The 20,620-nt window shown below is 62.8% G+C and carries 18 protein-coding genes; 10 read left to right on the top strand and 8 right to left on the bottom strand.

All coding sequences use genetic code 11. The features are described 5' to 3' along the window. Window positions 1–16: 16 nt before the first annotated feature. The gene (locus tag HMPREF3172_RS05315; protein ID WP_070516000.1) at window positions 17–1,225 is read left to right on the top strand and encodes an asparaginase; all 1,209 of its coding nucleotides are present in this window, start codon (window positions 17–19) and stop codon (window positions 1,223–1,225) included. Window positions 1,226–1,824: 599 nt separating this feature from the next. Here HMPREF3172_RS05315 and HMPREF3172_RS05310 read toward each other — a convergent pair. Beyond that, window positions 1,825–2,568: a ribonuclease FAU-1 family protein gene (locus tag HMPREF3172_RS05310; protein WP_239233497.1), complete on the bottom strand. Its 744-nt coding sequence runs from the start codon at window positions 2,566–2,568 to the stop codon at window positions 1,825–1,827. Next, window positions 2,561–3,073 carry an isopentenyl-diphosphate Delta-isomerase gene (gene idi, locus HMPREF3172_RS05305; protein ID WP_070515998.1) on the bottom strand — a complete coding sequence of 171 codons (513 nt, stop codon included), beginning with the start codon at window positions 3,071–3,073 and terminating at the stop codon, window positions 2,561–2,563. Before idi ends, HMPREF3172_RS05310 begins: the two co-directional genes overlap by 8 nt. A gap of 35 nt (window positions 3,074–3,108) precedes the next feature. Between idi and HMPREF3172_RS10395 the strand changes: the two genes are divergently transcribed. Then, a complete protein-coding gene (locus tag HMPREF3172_RS10395; RefSeq protein WP_141741586.1) occupies window positions 3,109–3,306 on the top strand; it encodes a hypothetical protein in 198 nt (65 codons plus the stop codon). Here the strand turns inward: HMPREF3172_RS10395 and HMPREF3172_RS05300 are convergent. The 4 genes from HMPREF3172_RS05300 to HMPREF3172_RS05285 all read right to left on the bottom strand — a co-directional run bounded on the left by HMPREF3172_RS05300 (window position 3,289) and on the right by HMPREF3172_RS05285 (window position 7,857). Beyond that, the gene (locus HMPREF3172_RS05300; protein WP_083281429.1) at window positions 3,289–4,776 is read right to left on the bottom strand and encodes an amino acid permease; all 1,488 of its coding nucleotides are present in this window, start codon (window positions 4,774–4,776) and stop codon (window positions 3,289–3,291) included. The two genes, HMPREF3172_RS10395 and HMPREF3172_RS05300, sit on opposite strands and share 18 nt — an antisense overlap. A 96-nt stretch (window positions 4,777–4,872) precedes the next feature. Beyond that, window positions 4,873–5,958 (bottom strand): DUF4097 family beta strand repeat-containing protein, encoded by a 1,086-nt coding sequence (locus HMPREF3172_RS05295; protein ID WP_070515997.1) that lies wholly within the window; start codon window positions 5,956–5,958, stop codon window positions 4,873–4,875. 1 nt (window position 5,959) lies between these two features. Beyond that, window positions 5,960–6,604: a response regulator transcription factor gene (locus HMPREF3172_RS05290; RefSeq protein WP_070428823.1), complete on the bottom strand. Its 645-nt coding sequence runs from the start codon at window positions 6,602–6,604 to the stop codon at window positions 5,960–5,962. Further along, on the bottom strand, window positions 6,592–7,857 hold the full coding sequence (locus HMPREF3172_RS05285; RefSeq protein ID WP_070515994.1) for a sensor histidine kinase: 1,266 nt from the start codon (window positions 7,855–7,857) through the stop codon (window positions 6,592–6,594). The genes HMPREF3172_RS05290 and HMPREF3172_RS05285 overlap by 13 nt, the downstream gene beginning before the upstream one ends. Before the next feature lie 94 nt (window positions 7,858–7,951). On the opposite strand from HMPREF3172_RS05285, the gene HMPREF3172_RS05280 reads away from it, so the two are divergent. Together HMPREF3172_RS05280 and HMPREF3172_RS05275 are read left to right on the top strand one after the other, a co-directional pair. Beyond that, a complete protein-coding gene (locus HMPREF3172_RS05280) occupies window positions 7,952–8,566 on the top strand; it encodes a hypothetical protein (protein ID WP_231864057.1) in 615 nt (204 codons plus the stop codon). A gap of 10 nt (window positions 8,567–8,576) precedes the next feature. Then, window positions 8,577–11,168 (top strand): excinuclease ABC subunit UvrA, encoded by a 2,592-nt coding sequence (locus HMPREF3172_RS05275; protein ID WP_070515992.1) that lies wholly within the window; start codon window positions 8,577–8,579, stop codon window positions 11,166–11,168. A gap of 132 nt (window positions 11,169–11,300) precedes the next feature. Here the strand turns inward: HMPREF3172_RS05275 and HMPREF3172_RS05270 are convergent, their stop codons facing one another. Together HMPREF3172_RS05270 and HMPREF3172_RS05265 are read right to left on the bottom strand one after the other, a co-directional pair. Beyond that, window positions 11,301–12,062, bottom strand: a complete 762-nt coding sequence (locus HMPREF3172_RS05270) for an SDR family NAD(P)-dependent oxidoreductase (protein ID WP_019174350.1) — start codon at window positions 12,060–12,062, stop codon at window positions 11,301–11,303. A 55-nt stretch (window positions 12,063–12,117) separates the two neighbouring features. Continuing rightward, complete coding sequence (locus tag HMPREF3172_RS05265) at window positions 12,118–13,764, bottom strand: thiamine pyrophosphate-binding protein (RefSeq protein ID WP_070515989.1); 1,647 nt, start codon at window positions 13,762–13,764, stop codon at window positions 12,118–12,120. Between the two features lie 110 nt (window positions 13,765–13,874). Between HMPREF3172_RS05265 and HMPREF3172_RS05260 the strand changes: the two genes are divergently transcribed. The 6 genes from HMPREF3172_RS05260 to HMPREF3172_RS05240 all read left to right on the top strand — a co-directional run bounded on the left by HMPREF3172_RS05260 (window position 13,875) and on the right by HMPREF3172_RS05240 (window position 19,868). Beyond that, window positions 13,875–14,519, top strand: coding sequence for a TetR/AcrR family transcriptional regulator (locus HMPREF3172_RS05260; protein WP_070515987.1), 645 nt, complete (start codon window positions 13,875–13,877; stop codon window positions 14,517–14,519). Window positions 14,520–14,528: 9 nt separating this feature from the next. Continuing rightward, window positions 14,529–14,654 carry a hypothetical protein gene (locus HMPREF3172_RS10670; protein ID WP_256173218.1) on the top strand — a complete coding sequence of 42 codons (126 nt, stop codon included), beginning with the start codon at window positions 14,529–14,531 and terminating at the stop codon, window positions 14,652–14,654. Window positions 14,655–14,683: 29 nt separating this feature from the next. Continuing rightward, window positions 14,684–16,189 carry an acetyl-CoA hydrolase/transferase family protein gene (locus tag HMPREF3172_RS05255; RefSeq protein ID WP_070515985.1) on the top strand — a complete coding sequence of 502 codons (1,506 nt, stop codon included), beginning with the start codon at window positions 14,684–14,686 and terminating at the stop codon, window positions 16,187–16,189. A gap of 2 nt (window positions 16,190–16,191) precedes the next feature. Beyond that, the gene (locus tag HMPREF3172_RS05250) at window positions 16,192–16,521 is read left to right on the top strand and encodes a rhodanese-like domain-containing protein (RefSeq protein WP_070515983.1); all 330 of its coding nucleotides are present in this window, start codon (window positions 16,192–16,194) and stop codon (window positions 16,519–16,521) included. A gap of 347 nt (window positions 16,522–16,868) precedes the next feature. Next, complete coding sequence (gene pgm / locus HMPREF3172_RS05245) at window positions 16,869–18,521, top strand: phosphoglucomutase (alpha-D-glucose-1,6-bisphosphate-dependent) (protein ID WP_070515982.1); 1,653 nt, start codon at window positions 16,869–16,871, stop codon at window positions 18,519–18,521. A 138-nt stretch (window positions 18,522–18,659) separates the two neighbouring features. Further along, window positions 18,660–19,868 (top strand): MFS transporter, encoded by a 1,209-nt coding sequence (locus HMPREF3172_RS05240; protein ID WP_070515976.1) that lies wholly within the window; start codon window positions 18,660–18,662, stop codon window positions 19,866–19,868. Window positions 19,869–20,620 lie beyond the last annotated feature (752 nt).

Here is a 20,620-nt window from a genome sequence, read left to right as displayed (position 1 = left end):
GCCTTATTGTGGAGGCATGAGGATCCACATTGCCGCCCTGGGCGGAACGATTGCGTCTGTTCCCACTGAGTCCGGTGGGGTTTCTCCCAGCATTTCCGGCGAAGACATTGCACGCGCCGCCCGCCTCGACACGATTGACGTCGGTTCTGTGGTTGGTCACGTTGCCCCACCCGCGGGGCAGGCGGGTGAGGAAGGCGGTCAGGGGGCTGGCGCCTCGTCATCCGGTCTGCAGCTGACATTCGAGCAGGTGGCGCAGGTCGGTTCCGGCTCAATTACGGTCGAGCACCTGGTGAGCGTCGTGGAATCGGCGCGGGCGGCTGCGAATGAAGGAGCCGTTGGGGTTGTTCTCACGCAGGGCACCGACACGCTTGAGGAAACCGCGTTTGTGCTGTCGCGGATCAACGATTCGGGTATCCCGATTATGGTCACGGGGGCCATGCGCAACCCGTCATTGCCCGGCGCCGATGGCCCTGCGAATGTGCGGGCGGCTGTCATTGCGGCACTGTCGCCGCAGGTCCGGGGCCTGGCGAGCGCCTTGGTGATGGCCGATGAAATCCACGATCCCGTTTTTGTGCGCAAAGACCACACAAGCTTCATCCACGCTTTTTCCTCCGGACCGTCTGCCGGGCCGCTGGGTTGGGTGAGCGAAGACCGCGTCATCCTGCCACATGTTCCGGCGGACGGTGGTTTGGCTGGTGCTGTGGGGGCCGGTGGTGTGGCGGCAGCCGGAGTGGCAGGAGCGGCCGGGGCGACACCTCGTCCCCAGTTCCCCGGCCTGACCAGCGACGACGTCTTCCCTCAGGTGGCTGTTATTGCCGTTGGCTTGGGTGATTCGCTGGCGATTCTCGATGGGGTTGCCGATGCCGGGTATGCCGGCTGTGTCCTTGCCGGTGTCGGCGGTGGGCACGTGCCGCAGTCGGCGCTTCCTGCGGTTGAGCGGCTAGCTCAGCGGATGCCGGTTGTGTACTCGTCGCGCACGGGTTCGGGGTCTGCGCTGGAGAACACCTACGGCTATCCCGGCGCTGAAATCGGTTTGCAGAAGATGGGACTTGTGCCCTCGGGTGTGCTTGACCCCTATAAGGCAAGGCTGCAGCTGCGGCTGGCCCTGGCTGTTGGTGAGAACGGCGGTGCTGGCGGGGTTGGCGCTGATGTGCGAGCTGGCGCTGACGTTCGTGCTGGCGTCGAGGCGGCTTTCGCTCCCTTCCGCCCCGATTTCACAGGCTGATGCAGCTCACCACCCACACCAGACTCACGCGGTAATGCAGACTTGCGCGTTAATGTGGGCGCGCCACCCAGGCCAGACTCACGCGCTAATGCAGATTTGCGCGTTAATGCGCTGCAACAACGCGTGAAACTGCATTAAAGCGCAAATCTGCACCGGCAAGAGGGCAAACACGGCCCGACAGAAACCGTCCGAAGCCCAGCTCCACCTCGCCCACCAAATACGGCACCACCCAGGCCACGCCAGACTCACGCAGTAATGCAGACTCACGCGTAAATGCGCCACAACAACGCGTGACTCTGCACTAAAGCGCAAATCTGCACCCACAAACAGGCGAACCCGGCCCGACAGAAAACACCCAAAGCCCAGCACCACCTCGCCCACCAAACCCGGCACCACCCAAACCACACCAGACTCACGCGCTAATGCAGATTTGCGCGTAAATGCGCCACAACAACGCGTGAAACCGCACTAAAGCGTGAATCTGCACTGGTAAGAGGGCAAAACCAGCCCGGCGGCAAGCGCTGACAACGCGGTTTACAGAGTGGAGGGACAGCAGACGGCGACGGCATCAGCGCCCAGTGCCGTTTACAGCTGCGCGTTTACAGCTTCGGGGCGGGCGGCAGGGTCCACGAGGGATCGGGCTGGAACAGCGTCCAATCCCTGTCAAAAGCCCAGTGACCGGAGCGCATCTGGTCAAGAGCCAGGCGCTTTTCGGCTTCGATCGCCGCGGCAATGCCGTCATCCCATTGACCGAAGCGGACGGCGGCCTCCAGTTCGTCGCGGTCTTTTTCTTCCACCGTCCCGTCCGGCCGCACCAGAATGTCGAGCACGTGATCCGCAGTGAACAGGGAATCCCCTGCAAGGGTGTGCGGGTGCTCCAGATTGATGTACCAGCTGCGGAACTCGCCCGTTCCCGCCCAGAACAGCCACACCGAAAACGGCATGCCCGCAGGCACAATCCGCAGCACACCCGTGCCGTGCCAGTGCCGCCGATAGCTGACACGGTCAGTGGCCGAAGGTGAAAAACGCTCGGCGTAGCCCAGGTCGTGCAGATTGACGTCCTCGCGGCCGGCAAAACGGCTGTCGACCGTCGGAGTACCGCCGGCAAGCCACACAACCAGACCGCGCTCATCATGCTGAACAACGCGCACCGGCTGGACTACCTCGGTGCCGTGGGCTTCAAAATCGTGCCGCCTGAACCGCCAGTTCAGAAGCGAACCGCGGGACAAAAACGGTGCCTGGCCCACTCCCCTGCCTTCCGGATGGGGAACAGCAAATGGCCCCAGCGGATCGAGCGGACCAGAATGCTGGCGAACCCGAACCGAATTGAGAATCTCAGCCACGCAGCTGCGCCCATTCCTCAACCACCCACGGGCTGAAGGCAAAAGGCGCCTGGCGCAGAACATCCGTCAGCGCATCAGGATCAACCCATGCAAAATCCATGACTTCGTCAGTAACCGGCAGAAGCTCGCCGTCGATCTTCGCCGAAAACACGGGGCAGATTTCGTTTTCGACAACACCCGATGCGTCAATCGCCCGATACCTAAAGTCCGGCAGGATCTCGGTGACCTCAACAACCTTGGTGCCCAGTTCCTGCGCGGCGCGCCTTTCAATGGCTGCTGTGAACGATTCCCCCGGCGCGGGATGCCCGCAGAAGGAATTGGTCCACACACCGGGCCACGTGGCCTTGCCCAGTGCCCGTCGAGTCATAAGCACCTGGCCCAAGTCGTTGTACAGAAAACACGAAAACGCCAAGTGCAGCGGGGTGTCAGCCGTGTGCACAGCAACCTTGTCAGCCTCACCAATGGGCTTGCCGTCTTCATCGAGAAGAACAACGTACTCCGTCATGCGGACACTCCTTGGGCTGGCGGACCTTGCGGCTGATGTTCTCACCCTATCGGCTGGCACTGACACGACTATCCGGCCAGCAGTTCAACCGGAGCACCACTGACGAGGTGGAGGGCGCCTCGGCAACCACCGGCGCCTCGGCAACCACCGGCACCTCGGCAACCACCGGCACCTCGGCAGGTACCGGAACCTCCCAGGCTCCCAGCCAGCAGCCGTTACACCTTTTCAGCTGACAGTCGGACTTCCATTTCGGCCGACGGCAAGTGCTTCTCGCGCGGACGGATGAACAGCCAGTACACGCCATAGCAGACAGGCACCACGCCCAAGCCGATGACAAGCGACAGCCTCTGGGTGGGATCGAGCGCCATGCCGACGAACACAGCCAGATTGAGCAGCACCACGAGGATCGGCACCGCCGGGAACAGCGGCACCCGGTAAGGAAGCTGCTTGACGTCCCCACCGGACTTCACGAACTTGATGCGGAACGAGTACTGGGTGAGCGCAATCGTGATCCACGACAGTGCACCGCCGATGCCGGAGACCGACATGAGGAACACGAAAAGCGTGTCCTCTGCAACGAAGCTCGACAGCAGCGACAGCAGCCCGAACACCATCGTGAAGATCAGCCCACCATAGGGCGAACCGTTCTTGAGCGTGCGGGTGAAGAACTTCGGCGCATGCCCATCGTGGCCAAGCGACCACAGGATGCGCGAACACATGTACAGACCGGTGTTGCCCACCGACAGGATCGACACCAACACGACAAAGTTCATGATGTCCGCGGCAAAGGGAATGCCGATCGCTTCGAACACCGTGACGAACGGGCTTTCCGAAAGCCCCGCCTGACGCCACGGGATGAGCGCAATGAGGATGACAACAGCACCCAAGTACAGAAACACCAGACGGAACACGATCGTCCGCACCGCCTTGGGGACCGCCTTGGCGGGGTTTTCCGCCTCGCCAGCGGCAACACCCATGACTTCCGAACCCATGAACGTGTAGATAACCGTCATCATTGCGGCAAGAACCGCACCGATCCCCGTGGGGAAGAAACCGCCGTCAGCGTAGAAGTTCTCCCACCGCGGCCGCGTCTCACCGTCCATGCCGACCAAGCCGACAAGCACCAGGCCACCGATCACAATGAACGCGGCAACCGCTGCGACCTTGACGAACGCCAAACCGGATTCAACCTCCGCGAAGCCGCGGACGCTGAACAGGTTGATGACGAACAGCACGACGATGAACACACCGGACCACACCGCCGTTGGAACATCCGGGAACCAGAACTTCATGACAATGCCGGCCGCCAAGAACTCCAGGCCGATGAAGCTTGCCCACGACAGCCAGTAGATCCAGCCGATCGTGAATCCCGTCCCGGGCCCTAGGAGCTTTGTGGCGTGCGCCTGAAAAGACCCAGAAGCCGGCATCACCGACGACGTTTCACCCAGACACGACATGGTCAGCCACAGGAGGAAACCGCCGACAACATACGCGGCGATCGTCCCACCGGGGCCCGCACGGTTGATGACATCCCCCGTACCCAGGAACAGTCCCGTGCCGATGACCCCGGCGAGCGCAATCATGAACATGTGACGGCTCTTGATGCTGCGTTTGAGCGCCTGCCGCTTGTGTCCGCGCACTCCCTTGGGGATCGGGTCTTCCACACGAACGCTACTGACACGGTTGTTGTCATGACCTGACATCGATGAAGCCTCTCGTTGGTGGGCTTTTAACTATTCGCCCACCAACGGAGATAGTCAAGGCTGCCGCCGGGCTCCCTTCCCGACCGCGGCCGTGCTTTATTCGTCGAGGTCGGCCTCTTCGGAGTAGTCTCCACCGGCATCCCAGTAGCCGATTTCAAGGTCACCCACACCGGCGTTGATGTGCACTGGGATGTCCTCACCGACTTCTGACATGTCAGCCACTCGCTTGGCTTCGATTTCGATTGTGGTGCTGCCCAGGTTGGCCTGCCGGTCATCGACGATGACGTACCCCCGTCCGTTCTCCATGTCTTTCGGATCGGGCAGCAGCAAGCTGGCGGAGCCGGCTGCCACACTGAGGTCGACACCTTCAACAGGCTGTGTATTCGGTCCCAGCTGCAGGTCAGCACTTCCCGCGGTGACGTTGACGGACACTTTCTTCTTCGCATCGAGATGCTCCGCACCGACCTCACCGCCTTGAACTTTGAAGCTCGCATCGTCGAAGACTCCGTCGACGTCGGCCTCGCCGCCCTTGATGTCGATCGCCAGCTTTTCGGCTTCACCTTCGACTTCTACGGCACCGCCGCGTATCGAGGCGGCAATGTCTTTGTACTTGCCGTCGACGTAGATCGCACCCCGACTGAGCTTCAAGTCGATCGCCAGCTTTTCGGCGAGGTCCTTCGGCAGGCCGATGGTCACCTCGGCTCCCCGTACGTTCTGAGGTTTGATGTCAAGAACCGCTGTCGGTCCGCTCTTCTTCACCTTGACCGGGCCTGCGCCGGTGCTGGAGTCCTTGTGCTGCCGGTAGCGGGTGTCGAACCAGCCGGTGACCTGCGACTCCAGCGGCATGTCACGGTCTCCGATCTCCGCGGAATCCACGACGATCACCTCGGCGAGGTTCGTATTGATTTCGAGCCGGTCGATGCCTTCGGGAATCGCGCCGTTCTGTGTTCTGTGCTCGTAGCTGGCTGATGCCACCATCGTGACGGCAATAACGCCGAGCGGCACGATCAGGGCTAGCACCGCCGCGATGGTGATCGCGATCTTCCACCCGATGCGCGATGATTTCCGCGCGGGTGCGGGCTGGCCGGGGTGCTGCCCCGGCTGTACTGGCTGAGCAGGCTGCTGGGCGGGTTGGTTGGGCTGGTTGAAATTACGAGGTGTCGGCATGGGCTGGTTGGTCATGTCATGCTCCTAGAAACTTCAGGACCGCGAGGATGCGGCGGTTGTCGTCGGCTCCGGCTGACAGGCCGAGCTTGGTGAACACCGACGAAATGTGCTTTTCGACTGCTCCGGCACTTAAGAACAGCGCGGAGGCGATGGCCGAGTTCGACTTGCCTTCGGCCATGAGTGCCAGAACTTCGCGTTCACGGGCCGAAAGCTGGTCGATTCCCGTGTCCCGGCGGGAACGCACCATGATCTGGCTGACGACTTCCGGGTCGAGCACCGTGCCGCCGGAAGCGACTTTGTCGACTGCTTCCAGGAAGTCGCTGACGTCTGCCACGCGGTCTTTCAGCAGGTAGCCGAAACCGCCGGAATTGTCGGCAATGAGATCTGATGCGTAGCGCTCTTCTACGTACTGGGAAAGGACGAGAACTCCAACTTCCGGGTTCTGCGCGCGGATGAGCACAGCCGCCCGGATGCCTTCATCCGTGAACGTCGGCGGCATCCGCACATCGACGATCGCCAGATCAGGTTCGTGGGCACTGACCGCGCCGAGCAGATCAGTCGCATCACCCGTCGTGTGGACGATGTCGTGGCCGGCATCGGTCAGCAGGCGCACCAGGCCTTCCCGCAGGAGGACAGAGTCTTCGGCAATCAGAATGCGCATGGCACCTCGACTTTCAGTTCGGTTGGTCCGCCCTCGGGCGATGAGAATTCCCAGCTGCCGCGCACAGCCCGCACCCGGTCCCGCAGACCCGCAAGACCCGAATTTCCGTGCACCGGGAGGTGAGCTCCACCTCGTCCGTTGTCAGAAACCTCGATCTGCAGTCGGGAAAGGTCGGCGGTCATGCCGACCCGCACAGTCGCGCGGGTGGCGTGCGCGTGCTTGTTGATGTTGGTGAGGGCTTCGGCCACAACGAAATAGGCGACGGACTCGATGTCTCGATCGATGCGCCCGGGCAGATTCACGGTGAGGTCCACCGGGACGACCGACTGGGCTGCCAGGCCGGACAGGGCGGCATCGAGGCCGCGGTCGCCCAGCACGGCCGGCTGCAGGCCGCGCACCAGACGGCGCAGTTCCGCAACCGCCTGCTTGGAATCTTCGTGTGCTTCCGCAATGAGAGTGCGGGCCCCTTCGGGGTCGGTTTCGAGTTTCGCCTTCGCCATGCCGATCTTCATCGACTGGGCCACCAGCATGGGCTGCACGCCGTCGTGAAGGTCGCGCTCGAGGCGGGCGCGCTCAGTTTCTGCGGCACCAACCGCTCCCTGCCGGGCGTCGTCGAGGGCCGTGACCTCTTGTGTCAGAGTGTCAGCTTTCGACGGCGCCAACAGCAGCTTGTCGATCGCACGGTCAAGCATGGCCGAGTACCACAGGATGACCAGGGTGAAGACCGTCAGAACCGCGGCGAGTACAAAACGCAGCGGCCTGTCGACGTTGTCGAAAACGATCTCCTGGCTGATGGTGTCCGACACGGCGATGCCGAAGAACACGATGGCAAAGGCGAGTGCCAAAAACGACAGCCCGCCCAGGACGGCACCCGTGAAGGACTTGAGGAAATGATGGGCGGTGCCGCGCCAGAAAACTGCCGAGGTCACAGCTCGGCCCAACCACTTGAGCCAACCGGTGAAACCGGGTCCACGCTGCGGCATCTGCGGTTTGGGGTAGCCCAGGCTGTAAATCGATTCAGCGCGGTGGCGCTCCACAGTGTTGATGCCCCACTGAAAGTAGAACCACGCCAGCAGGAAGATGATGCCGGAACCGGCAGCCGGCAGTGCCGACAGTCCGCCGAAGAACAGGAAGATGGACAGGCAGGAGATCGTCCACCAGACAAAACCGGAGGCCAGCAGGTTCACTGTGCCTATCAGCCCCGGATGCCCGGCTGGTTTGATCCAGCTGCCGTCCTGTGTCTGAGATTTCATGCTTCAATCCTCGCGGGGCCGCAATCAGATTCCCATGGTGAAAGCCCGAGGAACACTGAGGGTTTTCCCTACTTTCCGCTCTACAGTAAACCGCATGAATCAGCATTCCCCGGTGCGTTCCAAAGCTCGCACGCAGATTCTCTTCTTCTTAGCCGCAAGCGCCGGTGTGACCATGTTCGGCATGTACCACGTGCTCGAAGCGCTCGGCTACATTGCACCACCGCGACCGTTCGGTGATTCGATCGGCACGGTGGCATTCGGGGTTGACATCGCTCTGGGCGTTCTGGCGCTGGCGCTGCTGCCGTCCGCTATTCACCACGACCCCATGGAAGTTGAATACGGCTACGTCGGTCCGCCCTCAGCACTCGTAGCCTGCCTGGTGATCCTGTCTGTCTGGATGGTGTCAGTCCTGGCGGCACCCGCCGGAGCCATTGTGCTCATCTCACTGTCGGCCAGGCTGTCGCTGTACTGGACAGTGCCGGCGGTCTGCGCGTCACTCATGTCCGCACTCGTCTATCAGCTGACCCACAGCCCCGCGGATCCGAACATTTCGTGGTCGACCGTGCTGGGCTCGGTTGTTCTCACTCTGGTACTCATCGCAATGGGATCCGTCCGCGGTCTCGTGCTGCGCCGACAGGCCGAACGGGCCAAGCAGGCCAAACAGGCCCGGCAGGCGCAGTCTCCGCAGCAGACGCAGTCTGCTGGGTAGAGTAGCCACCATGACTCACTCCACATCCGAGCCCTCGGCTCCGCGCAATGCGGCTCGTGCGGGTGACGATCCAATGATCCGGGTGCGCGATGCGCAGCTTCACAACTTGAAACACGTCGACGTCGACCTGCCGCGGGATACCCTCGTGGCGGTCACCGGTGTTTCGGGTTCGGGCAAATCCAGCCTGGCCTTCGGCACCATCCACGGCGAGGCGCAGCGTCGCTACCTGGAGTCTGTCTCCCCCTTCGCGCGCCGCCTCATCGGCGGCGCGGTCAACCCGCGCGTCGGCTCGATCACGGGCCTGCCGCCGACGGTGGCACTGCAGCAGTCCACCACCCTGGGCGGCGCGCGCTCCTCCGTGGGCACGATCTCGAATATCTCAAACAGCGTTCGGCTGCTCTTCTCCCGCTCCGGCAGCTACCCGGACGGTATGCGCGAACGGCTGGAATACGGCAGGCTCGACTCCGACGCCTTCTCGCCCAACACCACCGCCGGCATGTGCCCCGAGTGCCAGGGAACCCGCACCGTGCACCGGCCGACAGAAGAGTCAATGGTGCCGGATCCCAGCCTGTCTATCAGGGACGGCGCGATCGCCGCGTGGCCGGGAGCGTGGCTGGGTAAGAACTTCCGAGACATCCTGGGCACCCTCGGCTACCCACTCGACGTCCCGTGGCGAGATATTCCTCAAGAGGACCGCGACTGGATTCTGTTCACGGACGAACAGCCGGTGGTCACCGTCCACCCGGTGCGGGACGAAAACGCCATGCAGGGGTCGTATAGGGGCAAATGGCGCTCGGTTGCCACCTACCTCACCGAGTCCCTGGCGGAAACGGAGTCAGACAAGACCCGCCGCCGAGTGCTCTCTTTCATGCATTCATCGACATGCCCAACCTGCCAGGGCCGCGGTTTCCAGCCGGATACCCTGCTGGTCACCTACGCGGGTTACGCCATCGACGAATTCAACGACTTGGCGTTGAAGGACGTTCTGGCTGTGTTGGAGGACCGCCTCGAGCACTTGGCGGGGATCGCCAAGCAGGAGTGGAACGAGCACGACGAGGCCGAAGAGCTGCTGCTGGATCAGGTGCTGCCCACGGTCCGCGCGGCGATCGAGCTGGGGCTGGGACACCTGAGCCTGTCGCGGCCGGCACGGAGCCTGTCTGCCGGCGAGCATCAGCGTCTGCGGCTGGCCTCCCAGCTGAACTCGAGCCTGTTCGGCACGGCCTATGTGCTGGATGAGCCCTCGGCCGGCCTGCACGTCGTAGAGCGGAAGGCAGTCTCCGAGCTGCTGCAGCGCTTCATCGACGCGGGCAATTCGGTGCTTCTGGTGGAGCACGATATGTCCCTGGTCGCCGGATGCGATTGGATCGTAGATATTGGCCCTCGCGCCGGTGAGCGCGGCGGGCAGCTGGTGTTCTCCGGCCCTACGGACCAGTTCCGCGCCAACGCCGAGCAGCTGGGCTCGCCCACTGCCGCCGCCCTGAACGAGGACTTTCCCGAGCTGACGGACACCCCGGCTGGCACCGGTGAATCCATCAGCCTGCGCGGCGTGCACGCGCGCGCCTTCGACGGGGCCGACGTTGACTTCCCGCTGGGGGCTCTCACCGCGATCACGGGAGTATCCGGTTCCGGAAAATCCACCCTCGTCATCGGGGTGCTGGCCGATGTGGCGTCCCGCTCAGCCAAGCAGGTAGTCGGCACCGAAGAAGCCACTGACGAAGATTCTGATGCTGAGGTCACGGCGGATTCCGACGACTCCCGGAATTTCCGAGTGGACAGCGCAGCGGGGGTCGATGAGATCCGCCGGCTGGTTCACATCACCCAGAAGCCGATTGGGCGCACCGTTCGTTCAACCGTCGCGACCTATACGGGCCTGTTCGATCACGTGCGCAGGCTCTTTGCTGACACCCCGGAGGCCAAGCGGAGGGGAATGTCGGTGTCGGACTTTTCCTACAACACGAAAAAGGGCCGCTGCCCGGAGTGCGATGGCGCGGGCAGCATCGAAGTTGAGCTGGTGTTCCTGCCCGGCACGTACACCACCTGCCCGGCCTGCCACGGCAAGCGCTATAAGCCGGAGATCCTTCAACTGCAGTGGAACGACCGCAGCATCGCGGATGTTTTGGCGCTGACCGTAGACGAGGCGCTGGAGGTCTTCGCCGAAGAACCGAAAGTTCTGCGCTCTGTCGAATTCCTGCATGCACTCGGCTTGGGCTACCTGCGCCTGGGACAGGGCTCCCCGGAGCTGTCAGGCGGCGAAGCGCAGCGCATCAAGCTGGCTTCCGAAATGCAGCGGGGCTCCAGCCGCAAGCACAGCCTGTACCTCCTGGACGAGCCGACAACGGGGCTGCACCCGGCGGATGTGGACCTTCTGCTCACCCAGCTGCGCCGCCTGGTCGACGACGGCGCGACAGTGGTCGTCATCGAGCACGACCTCCGGGTGGTCGCGCAGGCCGACCACGTCATCGACATCGGCCCGGGAGCCGGCGACGAGGGCGGCCAGATTCTGGCCACCGGGACGCCAGCGGCGGTCGCCCAACAGGGTCTGCGCCCGGATTCGCGTTCGGTGACGGCCCAGGTGCTGGCCGAACGAGCCGGCTTGAGCTGAGCCTCGGAATCCGGCTTACGGGAGCACAGCCGCCCACAAGAACGCGCGCCCAAAAACAGACGAGGTGCCGCTCCCCAAAACGGGGACGGCACCTCGACCGGTCACAGCTGAGGTGACCTCAGCTCACGCGAATCATTTCGGCTGCATGCGGATGGCGCCGTCCAGACGGATGGTGTCGCCGTTGAGCATGGGGTTGCGCACGATCGATTCGACCAGCTGGGCGTATTCGGCGGGCTTGCCCAGGCGCGCCGGGTGCGGAACCATTTTGCCGAGCGAGTCCTGAGCTTCCTGCGGCAGCCCGGCCATCATCGGGGTTTCGAAGATGCCCGGTGCGATGGTGACCACGCGGATGAGCGATTCGGCGAGTTCGCGGGCCATCGGCAGGGTCACGGCAGCAACGCCGCCCTTGGAGGCCGAGTACGCAATCTGGCCGATCTGGCCGTCAAAAGCTGCGACCGAAGCGGTGTTGATGATGACGCCGCGCTCTTCGCCGTCCGGTTCGCCCTGCTGCATTGCCGCAGCTGCCAGACGTGCCACGTTGACGGTGCCGACCAGGTTGATGCCGACGACCTTGCTGAAGGTCTCGAGTTCCAGCGGGCCACGGCGCGAAACGAGCTTGCCGGGTGTCGCCACACCGGCGCAGTTGACGACGATGCGCAGGGGGCCGAGCTCAACTGCCTTGTCGACAGCGGCCTGAACCTGCTCTTCGTTCTGCACGTCGGCCTTGACGAAGTGGGCGCGTTCGCCGAGTTCTTCTGCGGCCTTCGCACCGGCTTCTTCGTTGAGATCGATCATGACGACGTTGGCACCGGCCGCGAGCAGACGCTCGGTTGTCGCGCGGCCAAGACCGGACACGCCGCCGGTGACGAGGGCGGATACTCCCTGAATTTCCATAGCTATCTCCTCACTGTGGTGTTGCACAGCTCACTTTAGCGGCAAGTGATGCACCTTACGAACGGGGCTTGGGACGGAAGCGCTCCAGCGGATCGGTGACCACTTCGATGACGGTCGGCGCGGTGATTTCGCCGAGTTCTCCCAGCACCGAATCGAGTTCATCCAGGGAGCTCACGGTGTGCCCGGCAGCGCCCATTCCTCGGGCCATGGCGGCAAAGGACGGCCATTCGACGAACGAGGTTTCGCCCTTGGAACCGAAGTTCTCCAGCTTGTAGAACTCGGCACCGTAGCAGGAGTCGTTGAGCACGACGACCACCAGCGGCAGGCCGTCGCGCACCGCGGTGGAGACTTCCATGAGCGAGTGCATTGCCGCGCCGTCGCCGACCCACACGACCGTCGGGCGCGACGAATCCGCGTAGGCCGCACCGACACCCAGGGGGATGGCCAGACCGATCGCACCGAAGTAGCCGGCGAAGTCCCACTTGCCGGGGTCGACAACCATGTGCTGGACGACCGACGGGAAGTACATGCCGATGTCGGACACCTGGTTGATCTGCTTCTGGCCGTCGTGGCTGATGGCCTCGCTGATCCGCATTGCTGCGTCACGCACGTCAATGTGGTCTTCGCGCGAGGTGGAGCGGTAGTCATCGAGTGCCTCCCGCTGGGGGCGGTCCTCAAGTGCCGCAACGTACTTGGGTGCCGTGCGGCTGTCCGCGTCCGGGTCGGCTTCCAGCAGGGTTCCGGCAAGAGCGTCGACCGCTGCCGCAACATCCGCCTGGATGGCGACGTCGACGGGACCGTATTTGCCGAGCGCTTCGGCGCAGCTGTCCACCTGGATGACCTTCTTGCCTTCCATCAGGTGGTAGTGGTCGGTCTGCCAGTTGTTCAGTGACGCCCCGAAGGCGATGACGACATCAGCGTCGCCCATGTACTCAACGCCCACTTCGTTGGACAGGGTGCCGTGGATACCGAGATTTTCCGGTTCGCCGCGGAACAGGTCCTTTGCAATGAGAGAGGTCATGACGGGAGCGCCGATCATGCGGGCGAAGCGCAGAACAGAATCGCGCGCACCTGCCGAAATGACACCTCGTCCGGCCAGGACCAGGGGACGGCGAGCCGACATGAGGTAGCCCAGAGCGTCCTCGACCCGGTCGGAGTCCGCGCCGAGCACCGATGCGGGCTGGCTGAGGTCGGGCAGTTCGGGCAGGTCGACTTCGTCGTTCATCTGCGCGTAGGGGATGTTGACGATCACCGGCTGCTGGCGAGCGCGCGCCCGCATAACGGCCTTGTGGATCGTCTTCACTGCATCTGCGCCGGAATAGGAGCGCTCATAGGCGGCACCTGTCAAAGCTGCGACTGCCGCGATGTCGATGCGCTGGTAGTGCTCATTGACGTCCGGGGTGTCGCCGGTCAGCAGCACCAGCGGTGTGCGGGCGCGCGCAGCTTCGGTCAGTGCGGTGATGGCGTTGGTGATTGCGGGGCCGAAGGTGACAGTCGCCATGCCGACTTCGCCGGAGAAGCGGGCGTAGCCGTCAGCTGCCAAAACGACAGCGTCTTCGATTGACATGCCGATGTAGCGACCGTCGGTCTGTTCGATGAAATGACCCAGATACGCGAGGTTGGCATCACCCATAAGGCCGAACAGCGGCTTGCCGGAACGTTCGTGGGCAAGGAAGCGGCTGATCGCTTCGTAGTTCTTCACTGCGGACTCCTTTGTAACAGCGGCTGCGCATGGTGCACGCTGCACTGTACCCCGGCAGCGACCCTTTTGTATGCAGAACGATCGTTTGAACCTACGATAGCCTGGCGCTTATGAAACGTTCAGGACAACAGCTCAAGGGCCGCGACGCTATTCTGCGCGCCGCGCGGGAAACATTTGCGGCAAAGGGATTCGACGGTGCATCCATCCGCGACATCGCCAACACGGCGGGGCTGAACCTGTCTGCCCTCTACTACTACTTCGATTCGAAGCAGGCTGCCCTTTTCGAACTCATCCGCACCAGCTACCAAGAGTTCAACACCGCAATCGACGAGGCCCTCAACGCCGCCGAACCGGACCCGGTTGCCCGCGTGGCGGTGTTTGTGCGCGTTCTTGTGCGCTACCGGGCCGCGAACCTCGCAAGCTCCCGGCTTCTGCTGTTCGAAACAGAGCGCCTGAGCGAGGACTACCGGCCTGAAATCGATGAGCTGCGCGTCTTCACCCGCGGTCAGCTGTACGAACAGGTCCGCCTTGGCAAAGAGCAGGGTGTTTTCGACATCGACAACCCCGACCTCGCGGCCCGCTCCATTCTGGCCATCAGCAATGTCCTCCCCCAGTGGTGGAATCCGGACGGCCCACTGCAGGTGGACGACCTCGAACGCGAATACCTCGAGCAGAGCCTGCGGATTCTGGGCTGCACCGAACGCGGTCCCCGCCTGACCGCCACAACGCTGCCGCCGATCCCCTCCGACGCATAAGGCCCAACCGTGGAGTTCTACGCGGCACTTGAGGACCTGCGCAAGGCGATCGAGGCGGGCAAGGCGAGCGGCACCTCGGGAAATGACAATGAAGAACCAACCGGCCGCACGGCAGGCGCCGACCCGGCGGTGTGAGCTGTTGCGCAATTTGGAACAATGAGGCTATGGCTCGCATTGTGAATACTGTTCTCGCGGACAAGGTGATGTCTGCCGAGGAAGCTGCTCGTTTCATCAACCCCGGCGACAACGTCGGAATGTCCGGCTTCACCGGAAGCGGATACCCGAAAGCCGTACCCACGGCACTGGCAGACCGCATAGAAGCAGCACACGATGCGGGGGAAGACTTCTCGATCGGACTGTTCACCGGGGCATCGACTTCGGATGAACTCGACGGAGCACTCGCCAAAGCCAAAGGCGTGCACTTCCGCACCCCGTTCAACACCGACCCCGACATGCGGGCAGCCATCAACAACGGCGACGTCGACTACCTCGACGCCCACCTGAGCCACCTGGCCCAGCAGGTGTGGTTCGGCTTCTACGGCAAACTCAACGTCGCCGTCGTCGAAGTCGCGGCCATCCTGCCCAACGGCCTGCTGGTGCCCGGCGCGTCCGTCGGCAACAACAAAACCTGGCTCGACCTGGCCGACAAGGTCATCCTGGAAGTCAACGAGTGGCTGCCGAACGAAATCGAGGGCTTCCACGACATCTACTACGGCACCCACATCCCGCCGCACCGCAATCCCATTCAGATCCTCGACCCCGCACAGCGGATCTGCGACCCCTACCTGCGGGTTGATGAATCGAAGGTCGTTGCGGTCGTCAAAACCAACTCCCCGGACCGCGACAACAAGTTCAACCCGGTTGACGAAAAGTCCGAGGCGATGGCGAACTACCTGATCGACTTCCTCCGTTCGGAAGTCAAGCACGACCGCCTGCCGAAGAACCTGCTGCCGTTGCAGTCGGGCATCGGCAACGTCGCCAACGCGGTGCTCGCAGGCCTGCAGGAATCCGAATTCCGCAACCTCACGTCCTTCACCGAGGTGGTGCAGGACAACCTGCTGAGCCTCCTGGAAGAGGGCACGTTCACATCCGTGTCCGCCACCGCACTGTCCCTGACCCGCGAAAAAGCCCAGTACTTCAACGACAACGTCGAAAACTTCAAGGGCCGCCTGCTCCTGCGCCCGCAGGAAATGTCGAACCACCCCGAAATCGTCCGCCGTCTGGGGGTCATCGGCATCAACGGCATGGTTGAGGCCGACATCTACGGCAACGTCAACTCCACCCACATCACCGGAACGAAGATCGTCAACGGCATCGGCGGGTCGGGCGACTTCGCGCGCAACGCGTTCCTCAACTTCTTCGTTTCGCCGTCAACGGCCAAGGACGGCGCGATCTCGTCAATCGTCCCGTTTGCCAGCCACGTCGACCACACGGAGCACGACACCCACGTTCTCGTCACGGAACAGGGCATCGCAGACCTGCGCGGACTGTCGCCCATCAAGCGCGCCCGCCGCATCATCGACAACTGCGCTCACCCGGACTTCCGCGACAGGCTCAACGACTACCTCGACCGAGCCATTGCCGCCGACCCCGGCGGCCAGCACACACCGCACATTCTGGAAGAAGCCCTCAACTGGCATATCAACCTGCGCGACAGCGGAAAGATGTGATCATGTTCGAAGAACCCACCTGCTCAGTCACCGAAGTCCCCGAAGACGCGATCGTCCTCGACGTGCGCGGCCGCGACGAGTTCGCCGCCGGCCACATCAATGACGCCATCAACGTTCCGCTTGACGAACTGCAGGAACGACAGGAAGAAGTGCCCTTCGACGTCGATGTGTACGTCATCTGCCGCACCGGACGCCGCTCGGCACACGCCACTCAGTTCCTCAACATGGCCGGTCACGACTGCATCATGGTCGTCGGCGGCATGGACCAGTGGCACCACGAAGCTGAACTGCCGATCGTCGCCGAAGGCGATGCCGCGCCGTACGTGAAGTAAAACTGCGCGTGGAATAAAGCCGCGTGTAAAGCAAAGCCCTCAGAGACAGCGAGCGGGCCGGAAGGAAAACCTTCCGGCCCGCTCTGTTTGGTCAAGGCAAGCAGTCGTTGACAGCCGCCCTCACCAGGGCTGTCAGCGATGCTTCCGGCGTGCCGACAGCCAGTTTTTGGGGCTCACGGCCAATCTGAAGATGGCCGCGGAGCATTGCCCATAATGCACGACACGGTGCCATTTTCGAAACTTTACTGCCGACACCTCGGCCTCATTCCGGACACCCGGAATCCGCTATTCAAGATTTACCGGCCCCACGGTGGAACTGAGCCGATAACTTCGGCACACTCTGCTGTATGAATGACCGCGCTGGACTTCCCGCTTCTGAAAGCGACCTCACCGACATCCCGCAGCTGCTGGATGACTACCACGACATCGTCCCGGACCCTGACGATCCGGCTCAGCGGGTGTCGTTCGGCACCTCGGGCCACAGGGGCACCAGCTCTGCGGGTTCGTTCAATGAGGCCCACATCGCGGCCATCACCCAGGCGATCGTGGAATACCGGCAGGATCAGGGCATCACCGGCCCGCTGTTCCTGGCCCGCGACACGCACGCACTTTCCGAACCGGCTTTCCTCACGGTCAACGAAGTTCTGGCGGCGGCGAACGTTCCCACGTTCATCGACGAACGTGACGGCTACACGCCCACTCCCGTGCTGAGCTTCGCGGTGCTGCGCCACAACCGTGAAGCCGCCGGCACCCACGGGCAGGCCGACGGCATCATCTTGACCCCCAGCCACAACCCGCCGACTGACGGCGGCATCAAGTACAACCCGCCACACGGCGGTCCGGCCGGTGCGGAGGAAACCGCGTGGATTGAGAACCGTGCCAACGAACTCCTTCCCCAGTGGCAGGACATTCCGCGCACCGAGTTCCAGCGAGCGTTCCACCTGGAGAACACGCAGAACTTCGACTACATCGGCGCCTATGTCAGTGCGCTTGACGATGTTGTCGACATGCAGGCCATCCAGTCTGCTGGTCTACGGATCGGCGCTGATCCTCTGGGCGGTGCGGCTGTCGACGTGTGGGCGGCGATTGCCGACACCTACGACCTCGATCTGACCGTCATCAACCCCACGATCGACCCCACGTGGTCGTTTATGCACCTGGACTGGGACGGCAAGATCCGCATGGACTGTTCGTCCGAGTACGCCATGGCCGGACTGATCGAAGCGCGTTCGAGCTTCGACATCGCCATGGGCAACGACCCCGATGCCGACCGCCACGGAATCGTCACCCCGGATGGCGGACTGATGAACCCCAACCAGTACTTGGCCACCGCGATCGACTATCTGCTCACCCACCGACCCGGTTGGACTGCCGGTGCGCTCGGCAGTGCCGGGGTCGGCAAGACGCTGGTCAGTTCGCGCTTGATTGATGCGGTCATCACGTCTCACGGCAGGTCCGTGTACGAGGTGCCTGTCGGCTTCAAGTGGTTTGTTCCGGGTCTTCTGGACTCAAGCTTGGTCTTCGGCGGTGAAGAGTCCGCTGGTGCTTCGTTCCTCGACAAGCAGGGACGCCCGTGGAGTACTGATAAGGACGGCATCATCATGAGCCTCCTGGCCGCGGAAATGCTGGCGGTGACGGGGCAGACGCCTTCGCAGCGCTGCGCTGAGCTCATCCAGAAGCACGGCGAATTCACCTACCGCCGCGTGGAAGCTGCTGCCGACCGCGAACAGAAGGCGAAGCTCAAGTCGATTTCGGCTGACAGCGTCACGGCTGACTCTTTGGCCGGTGAGCCGATTACGGCTGTGCGCTCTCACGCTCCCGGCAACGAAGCGGCAATCGGCGGTCTGAAGGTCGAAACCGAATCCGCGTGGTTTGCTGCTCGCCCTTCGGGTACGGAAGACATCTACAAGATCTACGCTGAATCGGCGCGCGGCAGCGAACACCTGCAGCAGGTCATCGACGAAGCGCAGGCACTCGTAGACTCGGTTCTGACTGACTGAGGACGGCCTGTTTAGGCGGGCGCTGGCTGAGGCGGTTGGCGGCCCCGTGAGGAACAGTTTCGCTGCGCCGTAACGTGGCATTTGGCGTTGCCGTGAGGCGGGCGTTTGGCCCGTTGTGTCGCGGTCTAGGATGAGACCATGTTCTCTGCCTACCGCGATATCTTCGGCATCCCCGGCGCTTTGAAGTTCTCTGCGGCAGGTCTTATCGCCCGATTGCCGATTGCCCTTCTGGGCTTGGGCGTGGTGCTGTTCATTCAGGCAGAAACGGGTTCTTACGCTCAGGCGGGAATTGTGGCCGCCACCTTCATGACCGCGCAGGCGATTTCGAACCCGCTTCTGGGCAAGCAGATTGACCGGCACGGCCAGGCGAAGGTCATGGTGCCCGCGACGATCATCCACGTCATCGGCCTGGCAGGCCTGCTGCTGGTGGTGTACCTGCGGCTGTGGCCGGGACTGCTGTTCACCTCGGCCGCTGTTGCCGGCGCAACCGTCGGCTCCGTTGGGGCTCTTGTCCGTGCTCGGTGGGCCGCGGTGACGAGGAACCAGAAAGAGCTCGACACCGCGTTTTCGTGGGAAGCGGTTGCCGATGAGCTCATGTTCGTTTCCGGACCGGCCGTTGTCACCGCTTTGGCTACCGCACTGTGGGCCCCTTCCGGTGTTGTTCTCTCGATGGTCGCCGTCACGATCGGCGCAATGCTGCTCTACCCGCAGAAAACCACGGAACCTCCCACCAGCAAGCGAGAACCGCGAGCTATGCGGGGCAAGGTGCTGCGCAATCGCGGCATCCTGTTTGCCGTCATCGGCCAGTTCTTCCTCGGGATCAACTTCGGTGCGGTCGATGTTTCGACGATCGCCAGCGCAGAAGAGCACGGGGTGAAGAGTGCTGCCGGCATCGCACTGGCCGCCTACGCCCTCGGCTCGCTCATTGCGGGCATCGTCTACGGTGCAGTGAATTTCCGGGCGCCGGTTCGCGTGCGCTACGCCGCTGCCGCGGGTGCCCTGGCGGTACTGTCGTGGCCGCTGGTGTTCGCACCGAACATGGTGGTGCTGACCCTGCTCATGCTGCTTGTGGGCTTCGCGGTGTCGCCTACGCTCATCACCGGCAGTTCGGTTGTGCAGTCTTTGGCTCCGCCTAAGCGAATGACGGAAGCCCTTGCCTGGATTTCAACAGCCATCGGCTTCGGTGTTGCCGTCGGTTCGGCGCTGTCGGGAATCGTCATCGACCACTACGGCGCCCACGAGGGCTACCTGGTAACTGCCGTGTCCATGACGGCGGGGGCTCTGTTCATCCTGGCGGCCAACCGCTCGTTCGAACCGCCGAAACCGCAGCGCGTCGTTCTCGCCTGACAAACCTCGGGCAGAACTGTCATCGAACTAACGTTCTCACTGATGGCTGTTTGAGCCTTGCACGTCACCGTCGGCCAAATATGTTCACTTGACGGGCGTCCGCCTCAAGAATCCACGGGACAGCACCGTCCGACACGCCCAAATCTGCGTTTGGGAAAAATCTTGACCAAAATCACACATTGTGACTGTTCTTTACGCTCACTCCCAGAGTACTATTGGGTTACCGCGGTGGTCCGGCTGAAAAATGTCTGGCCATCGCGGATTAATTTTGTCCACTTTCGGGCCGCAGACAGCTTCAGACCCCACCCCAGAAAAACACCCCTTAGCCGGGATCTGCGCCTTAGCCACAACAAAACACCCCTTAGCCGGGATCTGCGCCTTAGCAGTCACTGCTAACGGGAGTTTCCATTGCTAAAGCGTGGCTGGGGGTGCGTGGCGAGCAGCGCCTCGTGAGCTTCCCCTCCCTACCCGGCACCCCGTGCCCAAAAAGACACCCGATAGCCGGAATCTGCGCCTTAGCCGCAACAAAACACCCCTTAGCCGGGATCTGCGCCTTAGCAGTCACTGCTAACGGGAGTTTCCATTGCTAAAGCGTGGCTGGGGGTGCGTGGCGAGCAGCGCCTCGTGAGTTTCCATTGCTAAAGCGCAGGTGGGAGGTAAAGGACGAGGCGGAGGATGCTGGGTGGGGCTGAAGAACGAGGCGCCGGACCCTGATCGTGCCCGGCACCTCGCACTGCACCTGCCTCGGACTG

It is taken from the genome of Brevibacterium sp. HMSC08F02 (genome assembly GCF_001807555.1).
Taxonomy (GTDB): Bacteria; Actinomycetota; Actinomycetes; order Actinomycetales; family Brevibacteriaceae; genus Brevibacterium; species Brevibacterium ravenspurgense.
This window is presented reverse-complemented; position numbering and strand designations above follow the sequence as displayed.

Coding starts and splice junctions, on each gene's coding strand:
- HMPREF3172_RS05300 (WP_083281429.1), bottom strand. CDS start 4,776: ATGTCAGGTCATGACAACAACCGTGTCAGTAGCGTTCGTGTGGAAGAC.
- HMPREF3172_RS05275 (WP_070515992.1), top strand. CDS start 8,577: ATGACTCACTCCACATCCGAGCCCTCGGCTCCGCGCAATGCGGCTCGT.
- HMPREF3172_RS10395 (WP_141741586.1), top strand. CDS start 3,109: ATGTTCTCACCCTATCGGCTGGCACTGACACGACTATCCGGCCAGCAG.
- HMPREF3172_RS05280 (WP_231864057.1), top strand. CDS start 7,952: ATGAATCAGCATTCCCCGGTGCGTTCCAAAGCTCGCACGCAGATTCTC.
- idi (WP_070515998.1), bottom strand. CDS start 3,073: ATGACGGAGTACGTTGTTCTTCTCGATGAAGACGGCAAGCCCATTGGT.
- HMPREF3172_RS05315 (WP_070516000.1), top strand. CDS start 17: ATGAGGATCCACATTGCCGCCCTGGGCGGAACGATTGCGTCTGTTCCC.
- HMPREF3172_RS05290 (WP_070428823.1), bottom strand. CDS start 6,604: ATGCGCATTCTGATTGCCGAAGACTCTGTCCTCCTGCGGGAAGGCCTG.
- HMPREF3172_RS05295 (WP_070515997.1), bottom strand. CDS start 5,958: ATGACCAACCAGCCCATGCCGACACCTCGTAATTTCAACCAGCCCAAC.
- HMPREF3172_RS05250 (WP_070515983.1), top strand. CDS start 16,192: ATGTTCGAAGAACCCACCTGCTCAGTCACCGAAGTCCCCGAAGACGCG.
- pgm (WP_070515982.1), top strand. CDS start 16,869: ATGAATGACCGCGCTGGACTTCCCGCTTCTGAAAGCGACCTCACCGAC.
- HMPREF3172_RS05260 (WP_070515987.1), top strand. CDS start 13,875: ATGAAACGTTCAGGACAACAGCTCAAGGGCCGCGACGCTATTCTGCGC.
- HMPREF3172_RS05255 (WP_070515985.1), top strand. CDS start 14,684: ATGGCTCGCATTGTGAATACTGTTCTCGCGGACAAGGTGATGTCTGCC.
- HMPREF3172_RS05285 (WP_070515994.1), bottom strand. CDS start 7,857: ATGAAATCTCAGACACAGGACGGCAGCTGGATCAAACCAGCCGGGCAT.
- HMPREF3172_RS05270 (WP_019174350.1), bottom strand. CDS start 12,062: ATGGAAATTCAGGGAGTATCCGCCCTCGTCACCGGCGGCGTGTCCGGT.
- HMPREF3172_RS05240 (WP_070515976.1), top strand. CDS start 18,660: ATGTTCTCTGCCTACCGCGATATCTTCGGCATCCCCGGCGCTTTGAAG.